The 18,539-nt window shown below is 70.2% G+C and carries 16 protein-coding genes and 2 tRNA genes; 3 read left to right on the plus strand and 15 right to left on the minus strand.

Annotated features, from left to right (window positions below):
* Positions 1–108 precede the first annotated feature (108 nt).
* The 7 genes from mreD to ABZ117_RS01395 form a co-directional block, all read right to left on the minus strand.
* Positions 109–786 (minus strand): rod shape-determining protein MreD, encoded by a 678-nt coding sequence (mreD, locus tag ABZ117_RS01365; RefSeq protein WP_356816303.1) that lies wholly within the window; start codon positions 784–786, stop codon positions 109–111.
* A gap of 12 nt (positions 787–798) precedes the next feature.
* On the minus strand, positions 799–1,737 hold the full coding sequence (mreC, locus tag ABZ117_RS01370; protein WP_356816304.1) for a rod shape-determining protein MreC: 939 nt from the start codon (positions 1,735–1,737) through the stop codon (positions 799–801).
* 165 nt (positions 1,738–1,902) lie between these two features.
* Positions 1,903–2,922, minus strand: a complete 1,020-nt coding sequence (locus tag ABZ117_RS01375) for a rod shape-determining protein (protein WP_208036593.1) — start codon at positions 2,920–2,922, stop codon at positions 1,903–1,905.
* A gap of 222 nt (positions 2,923–3,144) precedes the next feature.
* Positions 3,145–3,558 carry a nucleoside-diphosphate kinase gene (gene ndk, locus ABZ117_RS01380; protein WP_356816305.1) on the minus strand — a complete coding sequence of 138 codons (414 nt, stop codon included), beginning with the start codon at positions 3,556–3,558 and terminating at the stop codon, positions 3,145–3,147.
* A 65-nt stretch (positions 3,559–3,623) separates the two neighbouring features.
* Positions 3,624–3,986 carry a DUF4233 domain-containing protein gene (locus ABZ117_RS01385; RefSeq protein ID WP_356816306.1) on the minus strand — a complete coding sequence of 121 codons (363 nt, stop codon included), beginning with the start codon at positions 3,984–3,986 and terminating at the stop codon, positions 3,624–3,626.
* Positions 3,987–3,993: 7 nt separating this feature from the next.
* On the minus strand, positions 3,994–5,511 hold the full coding sequence (locus ABZ117_RS01390; RefSeq protein ID WP_356816307.1) for a folylpolyglutamate synthase/dihydrofolate synthase family protein: 1,518 nt from the start codon (positions 5,509–5,511) through the stop codon (positions 3,994–3,996).
* A gap of 211 nt (positions 5,512–5,722) precedes the next feature.
* On the minus strand, positions 5,723–8,347 hold the full coding sequence (locus tag ABZ117_RS01395; protein WP_356816308.1) for a valine--tRNA ligase: 2,625 nt from the start codon (positions 8,345–8,347) through the stop codon (positions 5,723–5,725).
* 137 nt (positions 8,348–8,484) lie between these two features.
* Between ABZ117_RS01395 and ABZ117_RS01400 the strand changes: the two genes are divergently transcribed.
* On the plus strand, positions 8,485–9,444 hold the full coding sequence (locus tag ABZ117_RS01400; RefSeq protein WP_356816309.1) for a hypothetical protein: 960 nt from the start codon (positions 8,485–8,487) through the stop codon (positions 9,442–9,444).
* 63 nt (positions 9,445–9,507) lie between these two features.
* On the opposite strand, the gene clpX is transcribed toward ABZ117_RS01400, so the two are convergent.
* The 5 genes from clpX to ABZ117_RS01425 form a co-directional block, all read right to left on the minus strand.
* Entirely contained in the window at positions 9,508–10,794 is a 1,287-nt protein-coding gene (gene clpX / locus ABZ117_RS01405; RefSeq protein WP_356816310.1) for an ATP-dependent Clp protease ATP-binding subunit ClpX, read from the minus strand.
* Positions 10,795–10,964: 170 nt separating this feature from the next.
* Entirely contained in the window at positions 10,965–11,630 is a 666-nt protein-coding gene (locus ABZ117_RS01410) for an ATP-dependent Clp protease proteolytic subunit (RefSeq protein ID WP_356816311.1), read from the minus strand.
* 69 nt (positions 11,631–11,699) lie between these two features.
* Positions 11,700–12,305, minus strand: coding sequence for an ATP-dependent Clp protease proteolytic subunit (locus tag ABZ117_RS01415; RefSeq protein ID WP_356816630.1), 606 nt, complete (start codon positions 12,303–12,305; stop codon positions 11,700–11,702).
* A gap of 321 nt (positions 12,306–12,626) precedes the next feature.
* Positions 12,627–14,033, minus strand: a complete 1,407-nt coding sequence (gene tig, locus ABZ117_RS01420; protein ID WP_356816312.1) for a trigger factor — start codon at positions 14,031–14,033, stop codon at positions 12,627–12,629.
* Positions 14,034–14,214: 181 nt separating this feature from the next.
* Positions 14,215–14,291 (minus strand) — tRNA-Pro (locus tag ABZ117_RS01425).
* Positions 14,292–14,452: 161 nt separating this feature from the next.
* Between ABZ117_RS01425 and ABZ117_RS01430 the strand changes: the two genes are divergently transcribed.
* Positions 14,453–14,523: transfer RNA gene (locus tag ABZ117_RS01430), tRNA-Gly, on the plus strand.
* 375 nt (positions 14,524–14,898) lie between these two features.
* Here the strand turns inward: ABZ117_RS01430 and ABZ117_RS01435 are convergent.
* Positions 14,899–15,093 carry a hypothetical protein gene (locus ABZ117_RS01435; protein WP_356816313.1) on the minus strand — a complete coding sequence of 65 codons (195 nt, stop codon included), beginning with the start codon at positions 15,091–15,093 and terminating at the stop codon, positions 14,899–14,901.
* A 438-nt stretch (positions 15,094–15,531) separates the two neighbouring features.
* On the opposite strand from ABZ117_RS01435, the gene ABZ117_RS01440 reads away from it, so the two are divergent.
* The gene (locus ABZ117_RS01440) at positions 15,532–16,710 is read left to right on the plus strand and encodes an acyltransferase family protein (protein ID WP_356816314.1); all 1,179 of its coding nucleotides are present in this window, start codon (positions 15,532–15,534) and stop codon (positions 16,708–16,710) included.
* A 45-nt stretch (positions 16,711–16,755) separates the two neighbouring features.
* Here ABZ117_RS01440 and ABZ117_RS01445 read toward each other — a convergent pair whose 3' ends face one another.
* Both ABZ117_RS01445 and ABZ117_RS01450 read right to left on the minus strand, forming a co-directional pair.
* The gene (locus ABZ117_RS01445) at positions 16,756–17,286 is read right to left on the minus strand and encodes an HD domain-containing protein (protein ID WP_356816315.1); all 531 of its coding nucleotides are present in this window, start codon (positions 17,284–17,286) and stop codon (positions 16,756–16,758) included.
* 55 nt (positions 17,287–17,341) lie between these two features.
* Positions 17,342–18,514 (minus strand): PP2C family protein-serine/threonine phosphatase, encoded by a 1,173-nt coding sequence (locus ABZ117_RS01450; protein ID WP_356816316.1) that lies wholly within the window; start codon positions 18,512–18,514, stop codon positions 17,342–17,344.
* Positions 18,515–18,539: the final 25 nt, after the last annotated feature.

Below are 18,539 nucleotides of genomic sequence, written 5' to 3' on the forward strand. Positions count from 1 at the left end.
CGCGCGGCGCTTCCGTGCGGACCAGCTGCGGGTGTACGCATGAGGAACGGCCGGCCGCTGCGCCGGCGTTCCGCGCGAGCTGACCCGTTCGGGTGAACTTCGAGGCGGTCACAGCCGCTTGACCCCCTTGATGCGGCCGACCCGGGCGGACCGCGTGCGGGCCTTGGCCTTCAGGGCGCCGACCCCGCCGCGCCGGCCGCCGACGCGCAGGCCGGTGCCGGAGGACAGCCAGCCCGAGGAGATGTCACCGGCCGTCGCCGCGGGGCCGGTCTCGTTGAGCGGGTCGTTGTCGGCGCGGCGGGCCAGCCACATCACCCCGGGCACCACGAACGGGGCGAGCAGCAGGTCGTACAGGGCGGCCGAGAACAGCAGGCCGGGCAGGCCGACATGGCGGGCGGCGGTGTCGCCGACCAGGGCTCCCACCCCGGCGTACAGCAGGGTGGAGCCGACGGCGGCGGCGGCCACGACGGCCATCGGGCCGGTCGCCGACTTCAGCCGGCCGTTCTCCGGCCTGATGAGCCCGGCGGCGTAGCCGGTGACGCAGAGCACGAGCGCGTAGCGGCCCGCCGCGTGGTCGGCGGGGGGCGCCAGGTCGGCCAGCAGGCCGGCGCCGAACCCGACGAGGGCGCCGCCGACATGGCCGTACACCATCGCCAGACCGAGGACGGTGAGCAGCAGCAGGTCGGGGACGGCGCCCGGCAGGTGCAGCCGGGCCAGGACGCTCACCTGGATCACCAGGGCCACGACGACCAGTGCGCTGGAGAGCAGGATCCGGTTGACACGCATGGGATTCAGCTCCTACTGCTGCTGTTCGGTGGCGGGAGCGCCGGCGGACGGGGTGACCGTGACGGTCACCGTCGGCGTCGGGTGCGGCTGGGACTTGGCCGGGAGCACGGTGTCCCGCGGGTCCTTCTTCGGGGCCGACACGACCACTCCGACGACGTCGAGCTTGGTGAAGCTCACGTACGGGGTGACGTAGAGGGTGCGGGTGAGGCCGCCGCCGGAGGGGTCGACGCGGGAGACCACGCCGACCGGGACGCCCGGCACGAACGGCTTGTCGGCCTGCGAGCCGAAGGTGACGAGCCGGTCGCCCTTCTTCACCTCCGCCTTGCCGTTGAGGAGTTCCACGCGCAGCGGGCGGTCGCCCTGCCCGGAGGCGAAGCCGAGTTCGTCGTCGCCCTCCATGCGGGTGCCGACGGTGAAGTCGGGGTCGTTGGCGAGCAGCACGGTGGAGGTGCTGGGGCCGACGGTGGTAACCCGGCCGACCAGGCCGTCGCCGTTGAGGACGGTCATGTCCCGTTTGATGCCGTCGTCGGCGCCGGCGTCGATGGTGATGGTCCAGGAGAAGCCCTGGGCCGAGCCTATGGCGATGACCTGGGCGCCCTTGACGCCGTACTGCCCCTCGCCGGCGGTCTTCAGCAGGCTGTCGAGCTGCCGCAGGCGGCTGCGGTTGCGGTCGTCGCTGCCGAGCTTCGCCTTGAGGGCCGCGTTCTCCTTCTCCAGCGCGGCGAGCCGGTCGTGCCGGCTGCCGGAGTCCCGGATCGCGGAGACCGCGTTGCCGACCGGGTCGACCGCGGAGGACAACCCGTTCTCGACCGGGCCGAACACCGTGGCGGCGGCCTGCCGGGCGCCGTCGACCGGGGAGTTGCGGCCCCCGCGGATGTCCACTGTGATCAGCGCGAACGCGATGGCGACCAGCAGGACCAGGAGCAGCCGGCTCTCTTTCGTGTCCCTCACGTGCGGCGGCCGTGCCCTTCCTCAAGTAGGAATGCTGGGGCCCCTGGGGAACGCGCGTGACGCGGCGTCGGCCCGGGAGGCCCATTCGTGGGAGCTTATGCCTCTATGTCAACGATCCGCCGCACGAGAGGAGAACATCTCGTACGGCGGACCGGAGGAGTCGCGTCATCTGCGCGGCTGGGCGTCCAGGACCTGCTGGAGTGCCTCGAACTCCTCGACGCACTTGCCGGAGCCGAGCGCCACGCTGTCCAGCGGGTCCTCGGCGATGTGGATCGGCATGCCGGTCTCGCGGCGCAGCCGTTCGTCGAGCCCGCGCAGCAGCGCGCCGCCGCCGGTCAGGACGATTCCCCGGTCCATGATGTCGCCGGACAGCTCCGGCGGGCACTTGTCGAGGGTCGTCTTGACCGCGTCGACGATCGCGTTGACCGGCTCCTCGATCGCCTTGCGGACCTCGGCGGCCGAGATGACGACGGTCTTCGGCAGCCCGGACACCAGGTCCCGGCCGCGGACCTCGGTGTGCTCGTCGGTGTCGAGTTCGTACGCCGAACCGATCGTGATCTTGATCTGTTCCGCCGTCCGTTCACCCAGCAGAAGGCTGTACTCCTTCTTGATGTACTGGATGATCGCGTTGTCCAGTTCGTCGCCGGCGACGCGGATCGACTGGGCGGTGACGATGCCGCCGAGGGAGATGACGGCGACCTCCGTGGTGCCGCCGCCGATGTCCACCACCATGTTGCCGGTGGCCTCGTGGACCGGCAGACCCGAGCCGATGGCGGCGGCCATGGGCTCCTCGATGATGTGCACCTGACGGGCGCCGGCCTGGGACGACGCCTCGATGACCGCGCGGCGCTCGACGCCCGTGATGCCCGAGGGCACGCAGACGACGACCCGCGGCCGGGCCAGGTACCGCCGCTTGTGGATCTTCAGGATGAAGTAGCGGAGCATGCGCTCGGTGATCTCGAAGTCGGCGATGACGCCGTCCTTCAGCGGGCGGACGGCCACGATGTTGCCCGGCGTCCGGCCGATCATCTTCTTCGCTTCGGCACCGACCGCGAGGATCCCACCCGTGTTGGTGTTGATCGCCACGACGGACGGCTCGTTCAGTACGATCCCGCGTCCCCTGACGTACACCAGCGTGTTGGCGGTCCCGAGGTCGACAGCCATGTCACGGCCGATGAACGACATTGAGTTCCCCATCCGGATTCATCTGGCCTTCCTGAGCTTTTGAGGGCATGTCAGGACGGCGAGGCGGGTGCTGTGACGTGAAGGCTTCCATCGTAAACGCGCCTGCACGAACACTGCGCGAGGGTCTCCGCCATTGTCACCAGATGGCGTGCCGCCTCGCTTGTGGAGAGGGGCGTTCGGGGACGTGCGTTCCCTCGATCGCCGGTACCCGGCCCGCGGGTGTTACGCGCGGCCCGGGAAGAAGATCTTCACCTCGCGCTCGGCCGACTCCTCGGAGTCGGAGGCATGGATCAGGTTCTCGCGGACGATCACGCCGAAGTCACCGCGGATCGAACCGGGCGCGGCGGCGATCGGGTCGGTCGGGCCGGCCAGCTGCCGCACACCCTCGATGACCCGCTCACCCTCGACGATCAGCGCGACGACCGGGCCGGAGGACATGAACTCCACCAGCGGCTCGTAGAACGGCTTGCCCTTGTGCTCGCCGTAGTGCTGCTCCAGCGTGTCCTGGTCCAGGGTGCGCAGCTCCAGCGCGGTGATCTGCCAGCCGGCCTTGCGCTCGATACGGCTGATGATCTCGCCGGTCAGGCCTCGACGGACGGCGTCGGGCTTGAGGAGGACAAGGGTGCGCTGGCTCACGAAGGGCTCCTTACGCGGCGGACGGGTGCGGTGGGACGAGATTACAGGGCGTGTCGGAGCACCTGTCACGCAGCGTCAACCGGGGAGGAGGCGGACTCGGCCCCCGCCGCGAAACGCGCCTTCGCCTCGTCCACCTTTCTCCCGAAGTGCACCGATGCCCACCACAGGGCCGCGAAGACCGCGCCCATGAAATACATGGTCGGGACGAAGACGCCGGAGGCGATCAGGGCGATCTGGAGGGCCCAGCCGAGGGCCACTCCGCCGGGCCGGGTGACCATGCCGCACAGCAGCAGACACAGCAGCATGGCGATGCCGCTGACCAGCCACACGGTCGTCATGGACAGGTCCGGGTCCTTCATGGCGACGAGCCCGGCGAAGCCGATGATGAAGAACTCGCCGATCAGCGTCGATGCACAGAGCGTACGCACGGGATTCTCAGCCCCTTCCCAGCAGCAGCCGGGCCTCGCCGACCGTGATGACGGAACCGGTGACCAGCACACCGCCGCCGGAGAACTCGCCCTCCTCCTCGGCCAGCGTGATCGCCGCCTCCAGGGCGTCGGGCAGCCGCGGCTCGACCTGGACCCGCTCGTCGCCGAACACCTCGACGGCGATCGCGGCCAGCTCGTCCGCGTCCATGGCCCGGTGGCTGGAGTTCTGCGTGACGACGACCTCGGCGAAGATCGGCTCGAAGGCCTCCAGCACCCCCCGCACGTTCTTGTCGCCGCTCGCGCCGACGACCCCGATCAGCCGGCTGAAGTCGAACGCCTCCCGCACCGCCTCCGCGGCGGCCTCGGCGCCCGCCGGGTTGTGCGCGGCGTCCAGCACGACCGTCGGGGAGCGCCGTACGACCTCCAGACGGCCCGGCGAGGTCACCGCGGCGAACGCCTTGCGCACGGTGTCGATGTCCAGCGGTTCGGCGCGCTGCGCGCCGACGCCGAAGAACGCCTCGACGGCGGCGAGCGCGACGGACGCGTTGTGCGCCTGGTGGGCACCGTGCAGCGGGAGGAACACCTCGGGGTACTCGCCGCCGAGACCGCGCAGCGTGACCAGCTGCCCGCCGACGGCGACCTGCCGGGCGACGATCCCGAACTCCAGCCCCTCACGGGCGACCGTGGCATCCACCTCGACGGCCTTCTTCAGCAGCACCTGCGCCGCGTCCACCGGCTGCTGGGCCAGGATGACGGTCGCGCCCTGCTTGACGATGCCGCCCTTCTCGACGGCGATCTCCGCGGGGGTCCCGCCGAGGCGGTCGGTGTGGTCCAGGTCGATGGGGGTGATGACGGCGACGTCGCCGTCGATCACGTTCGTCGCGTCCCAGGAGCCGCCCATGCCGACCTCGACCACGGCGACGTCGACGGGCGCGTCGGCGAAGGCGGCGTACGCCATGCCGGTCAGGACCTCGAAGAAGGACAGCCGGTACTCCTGGGCGGAGTCGACCATCTCCACGTAGGGCTTGATGTCGTGGTACGTCTCCACGAACCGCTCGGCGGAGACGGGGGCGCCGTCCAGGCTGATCCGCTCGGTGACCGACTGCACGTGCGGGCTGGTGTAGCGGCCGGTGCGCAGCTCGAAGGCGCCGAGCAGGGCCTCGATCATGCGGGCGGTGGAGGTCTTGCCGTTGGTGCCCGTGATGTGGATCGAGGGGTACGCCCGCTGCGGCTCCCCCAGCACGTCCATCAGCGCGGCGATCCTGGCGACCGAGGGCTCCAGCTTGGTCTCGCCCCAGCGGGTGGCCAGCTCCGTCTCGACCTCGCGCAGGGCCTTGTCGACCTCCGGGTCCTCCGGGCGCCCGGGTACGTCGGCCTGCGGGGAGCCGCCGCCCTGGGTGCGCAGGGTGCGGCTGCCGGCCTCGATCACCGCGAGGTCGGGGTCGCGGTCGGTCTCTTCCGCGATCAGCTCCTCGAAGGCGTCGAGGGGGTCGGGGGTGTCACTGGTGCCGGGGTGGTCGCTCACGGTGCCAGTCTACGGAGCGGGCGCGGGCTCCGGGGCGCAGGTACGGGGTGGCTCGTCCCGTGAGCCGGCCGCGGGTGCGTCGTGGCCGGTCGGGGCGGCTGCCCGCGCCCCGTCGGGACATCCGCGCGGCCTGCGGGAGCGCCCGGCCCCGGGGCATGCGAAGGCTCCCGGAGCCTCGCGGCCGCGGGAGCCTTCGACGGCGTACGGGCGCCTACGCCTGCGGCAGCCTGTCCAGCTGGGACCGGAGGCGGGCGATGTCCTCCTCCGCCTTGGCCAGGCGGCCGCGGATCTTGTCGACCACGTTCTCCGGGGCCTTGGCGAGGAACGCCTCGTTGCCGAGCTTGGCGTTCGCCTGGGCCATCTCCTTCTCGGCGGCGGCGAGGTCCTTCGCGAGCCGCTTGCGCTCCGCGGCGACGTCGATCGTGCCGGACAGGTCGAGGGCGACCTCGGCGCCGGCGACCGGGAGGGTCGCCGTGGCCGTGAAGGCGTCGCCCTCCGGCTGGAGGCGGAGCAGCTGGCGGATGGCGGCCTCGTGCGGGGCGAGGGCCGTGCCGTCGAGCGTCAGCCGGGCCGGGACCCGCTGACCGGGCTGGAGGCCCTGGTCGGCGCGGAAGCGGCGGACCTCGGTGATGACGGACCGGAGCGCCTCGATCTCCCGCTCGGCGGCCCGGTCCCGGAAGCCCGAGTCCGTGGGCCACTCGGCGATCACGACCGACTCGCCGCCGGTGAGGGTGGTCCAGAGGGTGTCGGTGACGAACGGGACCACCGGGTGCAGCAGCCGGAGGGTGACGTCCAGGACCTCGCCCAGGACGCGCTTGCTGACCTCGGCCGGCTCGCCGCCCGCCTGGAAGACGGTCTTGGACAGCTCGACGTACCAGTCGAAGACCTCGTCCCAGGCGAAGTGGAAGAGGGCGTCGGAGAGCTTCGCGAACTGGAAGTCCTCGTAGTGGGCGTCGACTTCGGCGACCACCGAGTTCAGCCGGGACAGGATCCAGCGATCCGTCGCCGACATCGCCGACGGCTCCGGCAGCGGGCCCTGGACCGTCGCACCGTTCATCAGCGCGAAGCGGGTGGCGTTCCAGATCTTGTTGGCGAAGTTCCGGGAACCCTGGACCCAGTCCTCACCGATCGGGACGTCGACGCCGGGGTTGGCGCCGCGGGCGAGCGTGAAGCGCAGGGCGTCGGAGCCGTACTTGTCCATCCAGTCCAGCGGGTTGACCGCGTTGCCGAAGGACTTCGACATCTTCTTGCCGAACTGGTCGCGGACCATGCCGTGCAGGGCGATGGTGTGGAACGGCGGGGTGCCGTCCATCGCGTACAGGCCGAACATCATCATCCGGGCGACCCAGAAGAAGAGGATGTCGTAGCCGGTGACCAGGACGGAGTTCGGGTAGAACTTCGCGAGCGACTCGGTCTGCCCGGGCCAGCCGAGGGTGGAGAACGGCCACAGGCCGGAGGAGAACCAGGTGTCGAGGACGTCGGTGTCCTGGTGCCAGCCCTCGCCGGTGGGCGGCTCGTCGTCGGGGCCGACGCAGACGACCTCGCCGTCCGGGCCGTACCAGACCGGGATCCGGTGGCCCCACCACAGCTGGCGCGAGATGCACCAGTCGTGGAGGTTGTCGACCCAGTCGAAGTACCGCTTCTCCATCTCCTGCGGATGGATCTTGACCTTGCCGTCGCGGACGGCGTCCCCGGCGGCCTTCGCGAGCGGGCCGACCTTGACCCACCACTGCATGGACAGGCGCGGCTCGATGGTGGTCTTGCAGCGGGAGCAGTGGCCGACGGAGTGGACGTACGGCCGCTTCTCGGCGACGATCCGGCCCTCGGCGCGCAGGGCGGCGACGATGGCCGAGCGGGCCTCCAGCCGGTCCAGGCCCTGGAAGGGGCCGTGCGCGGTGATGACGGCGTGCTCGTCCATCACGGCGATGGACGGCAGGCCGTGCCGCTGGCCGATCTCGAAGTCGTTCGGGTCGTGGGCCGGGGTGACCTTGACGGCGCCCGTGCCGAACTCGGGGTCGACGTGCGCGTCGGCGACGACCGGGATGGAGCGGTCGGTCAGCGGCAGCCTGATGTTCCTGCCGACCAGGTGCCGGTACCGCTCGTCGTCGGGGTGGACGGCGACGGCCGTGTCACCGAGCATCGTCTCGGCGCGGGTCGTGGCGACGACGAGCGTCTCGTCACCCTCGCCGTAGGTGATGGAGACCAGCTCGCCGTCGTCGTCCTGGTACTCCACCTCGATGTCCGAGATGGCCGTCAGACAGCGCGGACACCAGTTGATGATGCGCTCGGCGCGGTAGATCAGCTCGTCGTCGTACAGCTTCTTGAAGATCGTCTGGACGGCCTGGGAGAGGCCCTCGTCCATGGTGAAGCGCTCACGGGACCAGGCGACACCGTCACCGAGGCGCCGCATCTGACCGCTGATCTGGCCACCGGACTCGGCCTTCCACTGCCAGACGCGCTCGACGAACGCCTCCCGGCCGAGGTCATGCCGGGACTTGCCTTCCTTGCCCAGCTCCCGCTCGACGACGTTCTGCGTGGCGATACCGGCGTGGTCCATCCCGGGCTGCCACAGCGTCTCGTAGCCCTGCATCCGCTTACGGCGGGTGAGGGCGTCGATGAGGGTGTGCTCGAAGGCGTGCCCGAGGTGCAGGCTGCCCGTGACGTTCGGCGGCGGGATGACGACGGTGTACGGCGGCTTCTCGCTCTTCGCGTCGGCCTCGAAGTAACCCCGCTCGACCCAGCGCTCGTACAGCGGCCCCTCTACATCGGCCGGCGCGTACTGGGTCGGCAGTTCGGAGTCGGGCGCGGGTGGCTGCTGCTGAGCGTTCTCGGTCACGGGGCTCAGTTTAGGGGTGTCACGGGGCCGTCCCGAAACGGGTTTGTTCTGTAACGGTGCGGCCCCCGGTGCCGTGGGTATTCCGGGCCTGGGCCAGGATGTCGTGAACACATAAGCTTCTGGAGGGGACCCCAGCAATGAGCCACAACCAGCCGGGCCCGTACGGCCAGCCGCCCCAGCAGCCGGGCCCGTACGGCCAGCCGGGGCAGCCTGGCCCGTACGGCCAGCCGGGCCCCTACGGCCAGCAGCCGCAGGCTCCGCAGCCCGGCTACGGCTATCCCCAGCAGGCCCCTCCCGCCCCGCAGCCCGGCTACGGCTACCCGCAGCAGGGCGCGCCGCAGCAGCCCGGCGCGTACGGCCAGCAGCAGGCCCCCTACGGCCAGCAGCCGGCGTACGCCGCGCCGCAGGCGCCGCAGGCGGGCGGGGGGAAGAAGAAGACGGGCCTGATCATCGGCGCGGTGGCCGTGGTGGCCGCCGTGGCGGTGGGCGCGTACTTCGTGCTGGGCGGCAAGGACGGCGGCGGTGTCGCGGACGACGGACCGCACAAGCTGACGACTCCGCCGACGGTGCTGAGCGAGTACAAGAAGGCCAAGAGCCAGTCGGACAGCATGACGTCGAGCGACCTCAGGGACGCCGAGAAGTGGGGCGTGCACAACCCCAAGGACGTCACCGCCGACTACGAGTCCGGTGACCCGGCCAACCCGCTGAGCAAGAAGCAGATCAAGTTCGGCGGGGTGTACGGCTCGATCGACGATCCCGAGAAGGCCGTCGACGCGATGTTCGCCTACATGAAGAAGGAGAGCACCAAGGAGAGCGCCGACGGCGTCGGCCTGGTGGGCGAGCCGAAGCAGTACAAGCCCGCCGCCCTGGGCGGGGCGGTCCTCAAGTGCCAGCAGATCAAGGGCCAGAACCCCAGCAGCTCGTCCGGGGGCCCCAAGGAGATGACGTTCGACGTCTGCATCTGGGGCGACAAGAGCACGCTCGGCATGGTCATGCCGATGGACATCGCCACCCTCGCCTCCGGCCGGAGCAGCGACCCGGCGGCCGACGCCGAGCTGACGGCCAAGTTCCGCAACGAGGTCCGCGTCAAGGCCTGACGCCGCAGCAGGACATGCGAAGGGGCCCCGGCCGGTCGCCGGGGCCCCTTCGCGTGCAAGCGGTCACGCCGTCTTCTGCTCCCCCGGGCCCCGGCCCCGGGCGTCGCGCGGGATGAGGGTCGGGTTGACGTTGGAGAGGACCACGTCGGCGGTGATGACGACGCGGGCGACGTCCTTGCGGGACGGGACCTCGTACATCACGCCCTGGAGGACTTCCTCCATGATGGCGCGCAGGCCGCGGGCGCCGGTCTGGCGGAGGATGGCCTGGTCGGCGATGGCCTCCAGCGCCTCACGCTCGAAGTCCAGCTCCACACCGTCGAGTTCGAAGAGGCGCTCGTACTGCTTGACGAGCGCGTTGCGGGGCTCCACGAGGATCTTCAGCAGCGCCTCGCGGTCCAGGTTGTGGACGCTGGTGATCACGGGGAGGCGGCCGATGAACTCGGGGATCATGCCGAACTTGACCAGGTCCTCCGGCATGATGTCCTCGAAGACGTCCTTCGCCTCCAGCTCGCGCTTGGACAGGATCGTCGCGCCGAAGCCGATGCCCTTGGCGCCGGCCCGGGACTCGATGATCTTCTCCAGGCCCGCGAAGGCGCCGCCCACGATGAACAGCACGTTCGTCGTGTCGATCTGGATGAACTCCTGGTGGGGATGCTTGCGGCCGCCCTGCGGCGGGACGGAGGCCGTGGTGCCCTCCAGGATCTTCAGCAGGGCCTGCTGCACACCCTCGCCGGAGACGTCCCGGGTGATCGACGGGTTCTCGCTCTTGCGGGCGACCTTGTCGATCTCGTCGATGTAGATGATCCCGGTCTCGGCCTTCTTGACGTCGTAGTCCGCCGCCTGGATCAGCTTCAGCAGGATGTTCTCGACGTCCTCGCCGACGTAGCCCGCCTCGGTCAGCGCCGTCGCGTCGGCGATCGCGAAGGGGACGTTCAGCATGCGCGCCAGGGTCTGCGCGAGGAGGGTCTTGCCGGAGCCCGTGGGGCCCAGCAGGAGGATGTTGGACTTCGCCAGCTCGATTGCGTCGTCCCGGCCGCTCCCGCCGCCGTTCTCGCCCGCCTGGACCCGCTTGTAGTGGTTGTACACCGCGACGGAGAGGGCTTTCTTGGCGGCCTCCTGGCCGACCACGTAGCCCTCGAGGAACTCGTAGATCTCGCGGGGCTTGGGCAGCTCCTCCCAGCGCACCTCGCTGGTCTCGGCGAGTTCCTCCTCGATGATCTCGTTACAGAGATCGATGCACTCGTCGCAGATGTATACACCGGGCCCTGCGATGAGCTTCTTGACCTGCTTCTGGCTCTTGCCGCAGAACGAGCACTTGAGCAGATCGCCGCCGTCACCGATGCGTGCCACGGTGTGCTTCCCCTTCGCCTGGGAGCCGCCTGGACGCTTACGAGTCCAGCGACTCCTGGTGCTGCCTTATGTCCGACGGTACCTTGCCGGGCCGGGTGTTCGGGCCCCCCTTGGCAGGGTTCACTTTGACGTGCACCGTGCCAAGAGGGCTCAGAGTGCAGCGTTCCGCCTCAGCGGATCTCGCTGTTGTTCAGCTTGCGGGTGGAGATGATCTGGTCGACGATGCCGTACTCCAGCGCCTCCTCGGCCGTGAGGATCTTGTCGCGCTCGATGTCCTCGCGGATCTTCTCGATCGGCCGGCTGGTGTGCTTGGCCAGCATGTCCTCCAGCTGCTCACGCATCCGGGTGAACTCGTTGGCGATGATCTCCAGGTCGGAGAGCTGGCCGCGGCCGGTGGAGCCGGCCGGCTGGTGGATCAGCACGCGGGAGTTCGGCAGCGCCATGCGCTTGCCGGGCGTACCGGCGGCCAGCAGGATGGCCGCGGCGGACGCCGCCTGGCCCATGCAGACCGTCTGGATGTCCGGCTTCACGAACTGCATCGTGTCGTAGATCGCCGTGAGGGCGGTCATGTCGCCGCCGGGGCTGTTGATGTAGATGGAGATGTCCCGGTCCGGGTCCATCGACTCCAGGCACAGCAGCTGCGCCATGACGTCATTGGCCGAGGCGTCGTCGATCTGGACGCCCAGGAAGATCACGCGCTCCTCGAAGAGCTTCGCGTACGGGTCGTACTCGCGGATGCCCTGGGAGGTGCGCTCGACGAACCGCGGGATGACGTAACGGTTGTCCGGGCGGGGCCCTTCGTACATGCCGTTGGCGGCGCCGGGGAAGTTGCTCATGGGGTGTTCACCGTCCTGGTGGCGTTCTGGGGGCTGGGGTCTAGGCGGTGCGTGGCGTGGCCGGGCCGGTCAGGCGCCGGTGCCGCCGCCTCCCGGAACACCCGAGGCGTGCGTGATGATCTCGTCGATGAGACCGTACTCCTTGGCTTCTTCCGGGGTGAACCAGCGGTCGCGGTCGCCGTCGCGGATGATCGCCTCGACCGACTGGCCCGAGTGCCGCGCGGTCAGCTCGGCCATGCGCCTCTTGGTGCGCAGCAGGTACTCGGCCTGGATCTTGATGTCGGAGACCGTACCGCCGAGACCGGCGGAGCCCTGGTGCATCATGATGTCGGCGTGGGGCAGCGCGAAGCGCTTGCCCGCGGCGCCGCCGGTGAGCAGGAACTGGCCCATCGAGGCCGCCATGCCCATCGCGATCGTGACCACGTCGTTCGGGATGTACTGCATGGTGTCGTAGATCGCCATGCCGGCCGTCACCGAGCCACCGGGGCTGTTGATGTAGAGGTAGATGTCCTTCTCCGGGTCGGCGGCCAGGAGCAGCAGCTGTGCGGTGATCTTGTTGGCGATGTCGTCGTCGACCTGCTGGCCGAGGAAGACGATCCGCTCGTTGAGCAGCCGGTTGTAGACCTGGTCGCCGAGGCCACCACCGAAGGAAGGCTCGCCGGCGGCGGAGGGCATCAGATTCGTCACGTATCCACCTGCTCGTCTTACGACGGCGCCGGGCCGTCTCACGTCGTCCTGCCGGAGGCTTGGCGGGGGGCTTCAGGAGACTCCCCTGCCCCCGTATTCATGGACCCTAACGCTCAGGTCCCCCCGGGGAATCCCGGAGATGGGGGTGTTCGCCGGGGGCGTAGAGGCTCCACCCGGGCACCGGCGCGGTTCCCGGGCGTGGCGCGGCCGTCGCCGCGGCACGCGGCCGGGCGGCCGGCCCCGTACGCCGACGGGCCCCGGGGAAGGTCCCCGGGGCCCGTCGTGCGTGCGTCAGAGGCGCCGCGGGACTCAGCCCTCGGTGCTCTCCTCGGTCTTCTCGTCGGCCTTCTCCTCGGTGGTGGCCTCGGTGGCGGCGGCCTCGGCCGGCGCCTCCTCGGTCTCCTCCTCGTCGTCCAGGTCGACGATCTCGCCGTTGGTGTCCTTCACCGTGGCGGACTCGACCACGACGGCCAGGGCCTTGCCGCGGGCGACCTCGCCGACGAGGAGCGGCACCTGGCCACCCTCGACGACGGCCTGGGCGAACTGGTCGGGGGACATGCCGGAGGAGGCCGCACGCCGCATGAGGTGCTCGGTGAGCTCCTCCTGGTTGACGTTGAGCTGCTCCTTCTTGACCAGCTCGTCCAGGACGAACTGGGTCTTGATGCCCTTGACCGCGGCCTCGCGGGTCTCGGTCTCGAACTCCTCGGCGGTCTTGCCCTGGATCTCCAGGTACTTGTCGAGGGTCAGGCCCATCTGGCCGAGCTGGTGGTGCTCCAGGTTGTGCTTGCGGGTGTTGATCTCGTCCTCGAGGAGCTTCTCGGGGACCGGGACCTCCACCAGCTCCAGCAGCTTCTCCAGGACGCGCTCCTGGGCCTGCGTGGCCTGGTCGAACTGCTTCATGTTCGCGAGGCGCTTACGGCTGTCGGCCCTCAGCTCCTCCAGGTTGTCGAACTCCGAAGCGAGCTGCGCGAACTCGTCGTCCAGCTCGGGCAGTTCGCGGGCGGCGACCTGGGTGACCTTGACGGTGACCTCGGCCTCCTTGCCCGCGGCGGAGCCGCCCTTCAGCTCGGAGGTGAAGGTGGCCTCGCCACCGGCCTCCAGGCCCTTCACGGCGTCGTCGATACCGTCCAGCAGTTCACCGGAGCCGATGGTGTAGGAGACGCCGTTGGCGATGCCGTCCTCGAGGACCTCGCCGTCGACCTTGGCCTCCAGGTCGATGGTGACGACGTCACCCTCCTCGGCGGCACGCTCGACCGGGGAGGTCGAGGCGAAGCGCTCGCGCAGCTGCTCGACCGACTTCTCGATGTCCTCGTCGGTGACCTCGACGGCGTCGACCTCGACCTCGATACCGGAGTAGTCCGGGATCTCCAGGGCCGGGCGGATGTCGACCTCGGCGGTGAAGTTCAGCGTCTCGCCGTCCTTCAGCTCGGTGATGTCGACCTCGGGCTGGCCCAGGGGGTTCAGGTCGGCGTCGTTGACCGCCTCGGTGTAGAACTTGGGCAGCGCGTCGTTGACGGCCTCCTCCAGCACCGCACCGCGGCCGAACCGCTGGTCGATCACGCGGGCCGGGATCTTGCCCTTACGGAAGCCCTTCACCGTGACCTGCTGGTTGATCTTCTTGTACGCCGCGTCGAGGCTGTCCTTGAGCTCCTCGAAGGGCACCTCGACAGTGAGCCGAACCCGGGTCGGGTTCAGGGTCTCCACGGCGCTCTTCACGGTTCGGTCTCCTTGTGGCTGACTTCTTGGTTTCTGCCGGAGCCAGACTGGTCCCGGCGGATCTAGCCGCCCGGAGGAGTTCGTAGGCCGAGTGGGCCGGGACACACGGGCGCGCAGCTTGCATAGTAACCGCAGCCGGTCAGCGCCCCCAAAAGGCGGGCATCACGACGTCAGAGCCTGATGGTCGGGGTGGCGGGATTTGAACCCACGGCCTTCCGCTCCCAAAGCGGACGCGCTACCAAGCTGCGCCACACCCCGTCTGGTGCGACACGTAGGGTACATGCCCGGCCCCCTCCCGGCGGCCGTATTCTCCTGGACGGCGGGCGCGCCACCCCGGGGGCGCAACTCGTTGGCCTCGGCGGCGGGCGACCCGCTACGATGCCTCCAGTGCCGAGGTCACCGACCTGCGGCGCGACACTGCGGGCGTAGCTCAATGGTAGAGCCCTAGTCTTCCAAACTAGCTACGCGGGTTCGATTCCCGTCGCCCGCTCTTAATGACTCAGGGCCAGGTCGGAGGATCATTCCTCCGCCTGGCCCCAGTCGTTTCCGCAGCCGGCGTCCGGTCCGCCGTGTCCCCCGTCGCCCGCCCCTCACCGAGCAGGCCGGCCGAGTGGGGCCGGGACCGCGAGGGGGGATGATCCGCTCATGCGAATACGACGAGAGGCCCGCTGGGTCCTGTGGGGGCTGTGGCTCGCGTGTCTGGCGTTCTGCGTCTGGTTCCTCGCGGAGGTGACCACGCTGTTCCTGGAGGCCGAGTCCTGGTGACGCGGGCGGGGCGGCGGACGGTTCAGGGCCGGGCGGAGGTGGACCCCCGCCCGGCCGTGATCGTTTTCCCGGGCCGCGCGCTGCCGCGGGGCCCGGCGGGTCAGAATCTGATCGCGTTGATCGATTCCGCTATCGAGTTCAGGAAGTGGCGGATGGACGGCGCCATGGTGGTCGAGGCGAGGAAGAAGCCGAAGAGGATCGCGACGACGGCGGGGCCGGCCTTGATGTTCCCCCCTCGGATCAGCACCACGAGGATGACCGCCAACAGCAGCACCACGGACAGTGAAATGGCCACAACTGATCCCACCCTCGGTCGGTCCGCTCTCCCGGCCCGGAGGTACGGCCACGCACCCCCGCCAGGACCATCGTGCCACCAACCCGGCCTTCTTATGCGGCGTGTGACAGAACGTCGGGCGGCAAACCGCCGCGGGCGACGCCCCGTACGGCAATTCGACCGGGCCCGGCACACGACTCCCGGCGGAATTCCCCTACTTCGTTTCCGTGTCCACACATTCCGTGCGCAGGTAATTCGAATTGGGGGCACCGAGGCCGCGTATGCCCCAATTAGTCGGCATGAATCGGGACATCACGGGTGAACGGCCGGCATCCACAGGCGAGCCATCACATGGACCGGGGTGGCACGTTCCGCCAATCAGTGGGTACCCGGGGGTGATAACCACGAATGACTGCGGGCGTTTTACGGAATGCCGCAGACGACGCTAGGGTGCCTGAGATGTTTGACGCCGCCTCGTCCCACGGCCAGCACCGCAGGCCACTCCCCCCGGCACAGCCGCCGGCGGACGGAGTGCCCGGCCCGCGTACCCCGGTGAGCGCGCAGGAGCGGCGGACACGGGCGGACAGACCCGGCCGGCAGCGGGACGCGTTCTTCGACAACGCCAAGTACCTGGCCATCGTGCTGGTCGCGATGGGGCACGCCTGGGAGCCGCTGAAGGGCGACAGCCGGATCCTGGAGGGCGTGTACACCGTCGTGTACTCCTTCCACATGCCGGCGTTCATCATCATCTCCGGCTTCTTCTCCCGCAGTTTCGACATGCGCCCCGACCGGCTGAAGCGGCTGATCACCGGGGTCGTCGTGCCGTACGTCCTGTTCGAGTCGGCGTACCCGCTCTTCAAGAACCTCGTCACCGGCTCCCACGAGGAGATCACCCTCCTCGATCCCTGGTACCTCACCTGGTTCCTGGTCGCCCTGTTCGTCTGGCGGCTCACGACGCCCATCTGGAAGCTGGTGCGCTGGCCGCTGCCCCTGGCCCTCGGCCTCGCCATGCTGGCCACCGTCTCCCCGGCCATCGGCGACGACCTCGACCTCCAGCGCGTCCTCCAGTTCCTGCCCTACTTCGTGCTCGGCCTGTGCATGAAGCCCGAGCACTTCCACCTGGTGCGCCGCCGCTGGGTGCGGATCGCCTCGGTGCCGGTGTTCGCGGCGGCGCTGGCGGTCGGCTGGTGGGCGGTGCCGCGGATGAACACCGCCTGGTTCTACCACCGTGACGCCGCGCAGGAGCTGGGCGCCCCCTGGTGGTGCGGCCCGGTGATGACGCTCGCGCTGATGGGCTGCTCACTGGTGCTGACGGCCTGCTTCTTCGCATGGGTGCCGAGCCGGACGACGTGGTTCACCACGCTCGGCGCGGGCACCCTCTACGGCTATCTGCTCCACGGCTTCCTGGTGAAACTCGGCGAGTACCGCGGCTGGTTCGAGCAGCCCTGGCTGCACCGCCCGCTCGGTGAGATCGCGGTGACCGTGCTCGCCGGCGCCGTCGTCACGGTGCTGTGCACCCAACCCGTGCGGCGCGTGTTCCGCTTCGCCATGGAGCCGAAGATGGAGTGGGCGTTCCGGCAGGACGCGGCGGCGCAGGCCCGCGAGCGGCAGAGCCGGCGCGAGACGGTCAGCGTCTGACGCCCGGGACGGTCAGCGTCTGAGCGGTTCCGTCCCCGGTGCCGCTCACCGCTTTGTCACCGGCCTCTCCGCCCGCTCCGCTTCCGGCTCCGTCTCGCGTTCCGCTTCCGGTCCGGCCCCGGCTTCCGGCCGCGGGTCCGGGCCGAGAAGGGCCCGCATCCGGGCGTACTTGGCGGTGAGCCGGGCGCGGGTCGGCGCGTCGAGGGCCGCGAGGCGGCGGGGGTCGGCGTTGTGCGCCAGGTCGGCCTCCTTCACCAGCCGCGCGCCCGGCGTGGCGAGGACGCGGCGCGCGTAGGCCTCCGGCGGCTCTCCCGGCCGCCTGGTGAGGGCGCGCACGATCGCCTTGGTCCGCGGGGAGAGCGCGGCGTCCGCCAGCCACTCCTCGCTCAGGGCGTCGTCCTCCACGGCGTCGTGCAGCCAGGCCGCCGCGATCTGTTCCGGGTCACCGCCGCGGGCGCGTACGCCCTCGGCGACGGCCGCGAGGTGTTCGGCGTACGGCCGCCCCGCCTTGTCGGTCTGCCCCTGGTGGGCGGTGCGCGCGAGGGCCTCGACCTCGGCCGGCGTGAGCTGGGTCATGGCCCCAGTGTCCCCCGGGTCCGCGCGCGGCGGTGCCGGGGTCGGCGACGGGGGCTCAGCGGGCGTTCGCCGAGGCCTCGTGACAGATCAGCAGCAGCGCCCGGTCGTCGTTGACGTCCTTGGCGACCGCCTCGATGAGGTGCCAGGCCGCGCCGTGGAAGCCGCCTGCGACATAGCGGTCGGCCTCGCCGGTGAGGCGGTCGATGCCCTCCACGATGTCCCGTTCGGAGGTCTCCACCAGCCCGTCGGTGAACAGCATCAGCACGTCTCCGGGCCGCAGCGAGCCCTTCACGGGGTCGAACTGGGCGCCGTCGTACACACCGAGCAGGGGCCCCTCCGCGGCCTTCTCCTCCCAGCGTCCGCTGCCCGCGCTGAGCTGGAGCCCCGGCGGATGGCCGGCGGAGTACAGCTCGTAGTCCCCCGAGTCGAGGTCCAGGACGAGGTGGATGGAGGTGGCGAACCCCTCGTCCCAGTCCTGGCGCAGGAGATAGCCGTTGGCGGCCGGGAGGAAGGCGTGCGGGGGCAGGGAGCCGAGGAGGCCGCCGAAGGCACCGGACAGCAGCAGGGCGCGCGAGCCGGCGTCCATGCCCTTGCCGGACACGTCGGTGAGCACGACCTCCAGGGTCCGGCCGCCGTTCGTGCGGGCCGCGACGACGAAGTCACCGGAGAAGGACTGGCCGCCGGCCGGGCGCAGCGCCATCTCGTGGTGCCAGCCACGCGGCAGTTCGGGCAGCTTGCTCTGCACACGGATCCGCTCGCGCAGGTCGAACAGCATGGTGCCGCCGCGCCGCCAGGGCACGCCGACCCGGCTGCGGAACTGCGCGGTGAGCAGCCCGAAGAAGCCGCAGGCGGCGACCACCAGGACTATGCCCGGGGTGACCCGGGAGGGTCCCTCGGTGTACGGGCCGAGCCGCACCGACTCCACGATCAGCGCGGTGGCCGCCGCCGCGTACAGGCCGAGCAGGCTGGCCGGGCGCAGCAGCAGGCCGCCCGCGACGATGGGCAGCACCAGGGTGGCCGGTGAGCACCACACCGAGTCGACCAGGGTCATGGCCGCGAGGAGGGGGACGGTCAGGACCAGTCCGGCGAAGGCGATCCAGTCGGAGCCGTCGCCGCGGAAGTAGTCCACGGCGCTTCTGCGCAGCCCGACGCGGGCCCGGTGCCACTGGATCTTCCACCGGGCCGTGAACGTCTCGGCCTTCGCACGCCGCGCTCGTCCTGCTGCCATTAGTCCGGGACCCTATCCAGCGGAC

Origin of the sequence: Streptomyces sp. NPDC006309, from assembly GCF_040613095.1 — a bacterium.
In the GTDB taxonomy this organism is placed as follows: Bacteria; Actinomycetota; Actinomycetes; order Streptomycetales; family Streptomycetaceae; genus Streptomyces.

What these genes read in the sequence shown, in the direction of transcription:
- mreD (WP_356816303.1), bottom strand. Translation starts at nt 786, where the DNA reads ATGCGTGTCAACCGGATCCTGCTCTCCAGCGCACTGGTCGTCGTGGCC.
- ABZ117_RS01375 (WP_208036593.1), bottom strand. Translation starts at nt 2,922, where the DNA reads ATGTCGTTCATCGGCCGTGACATGGCTGTCGACCTCGGGACCGCCAAC.
- ABZ117_RS01400 (WP_356816309.1), top strand. Translation starts at nt 8,485, where the DNA reads ATGAGCCACAACCAGCCGGGCCCGTACGGCCAGCCGCCCCAGCAGCCG.
- ABZ117_RS01410 (WP_356816311.1), bottom strand. Translation starts at nt 11,630, where the DNA reads ATGAGCAACTTCCCCGGCGCCGCCAACGGCATGTACGAAGGGCCCCGC.
- ABZ117_RS01415 (WP_356816630.1), bottom strand. Translation starts at nt 12,305, where the DNA reads ATGCCCTCCGCCGCCGGCGAGCCTTCCTTCGGTGGTGGCCTCGGCGAC.
- ABZ117_RS01440 (WP_356816314.1), top strand. Translation starts at nt 15,532, where the DNA reads ATGTTTGACGCCGCCTCGTCCCACGGCCAGCACCGCAGGCCACTCCCC.
- ABZ117_RS01445 (WP_356816315.1), bottom strand. Translation starts at nt 17,286, where the DNA reads ATGACCCAGCTCACGCCGGCCGAGGTCGAGGCCCTCGCGCGCACCGCC.
- ABZ117_RS01450 (WP_356816316.1), bottom strand. Translation starts at nt 18,514, where the DNA reads ATGGCAGCAGGACGAGCGCGGCGTGCGAAGGCCGAGACGTTCACGGCC.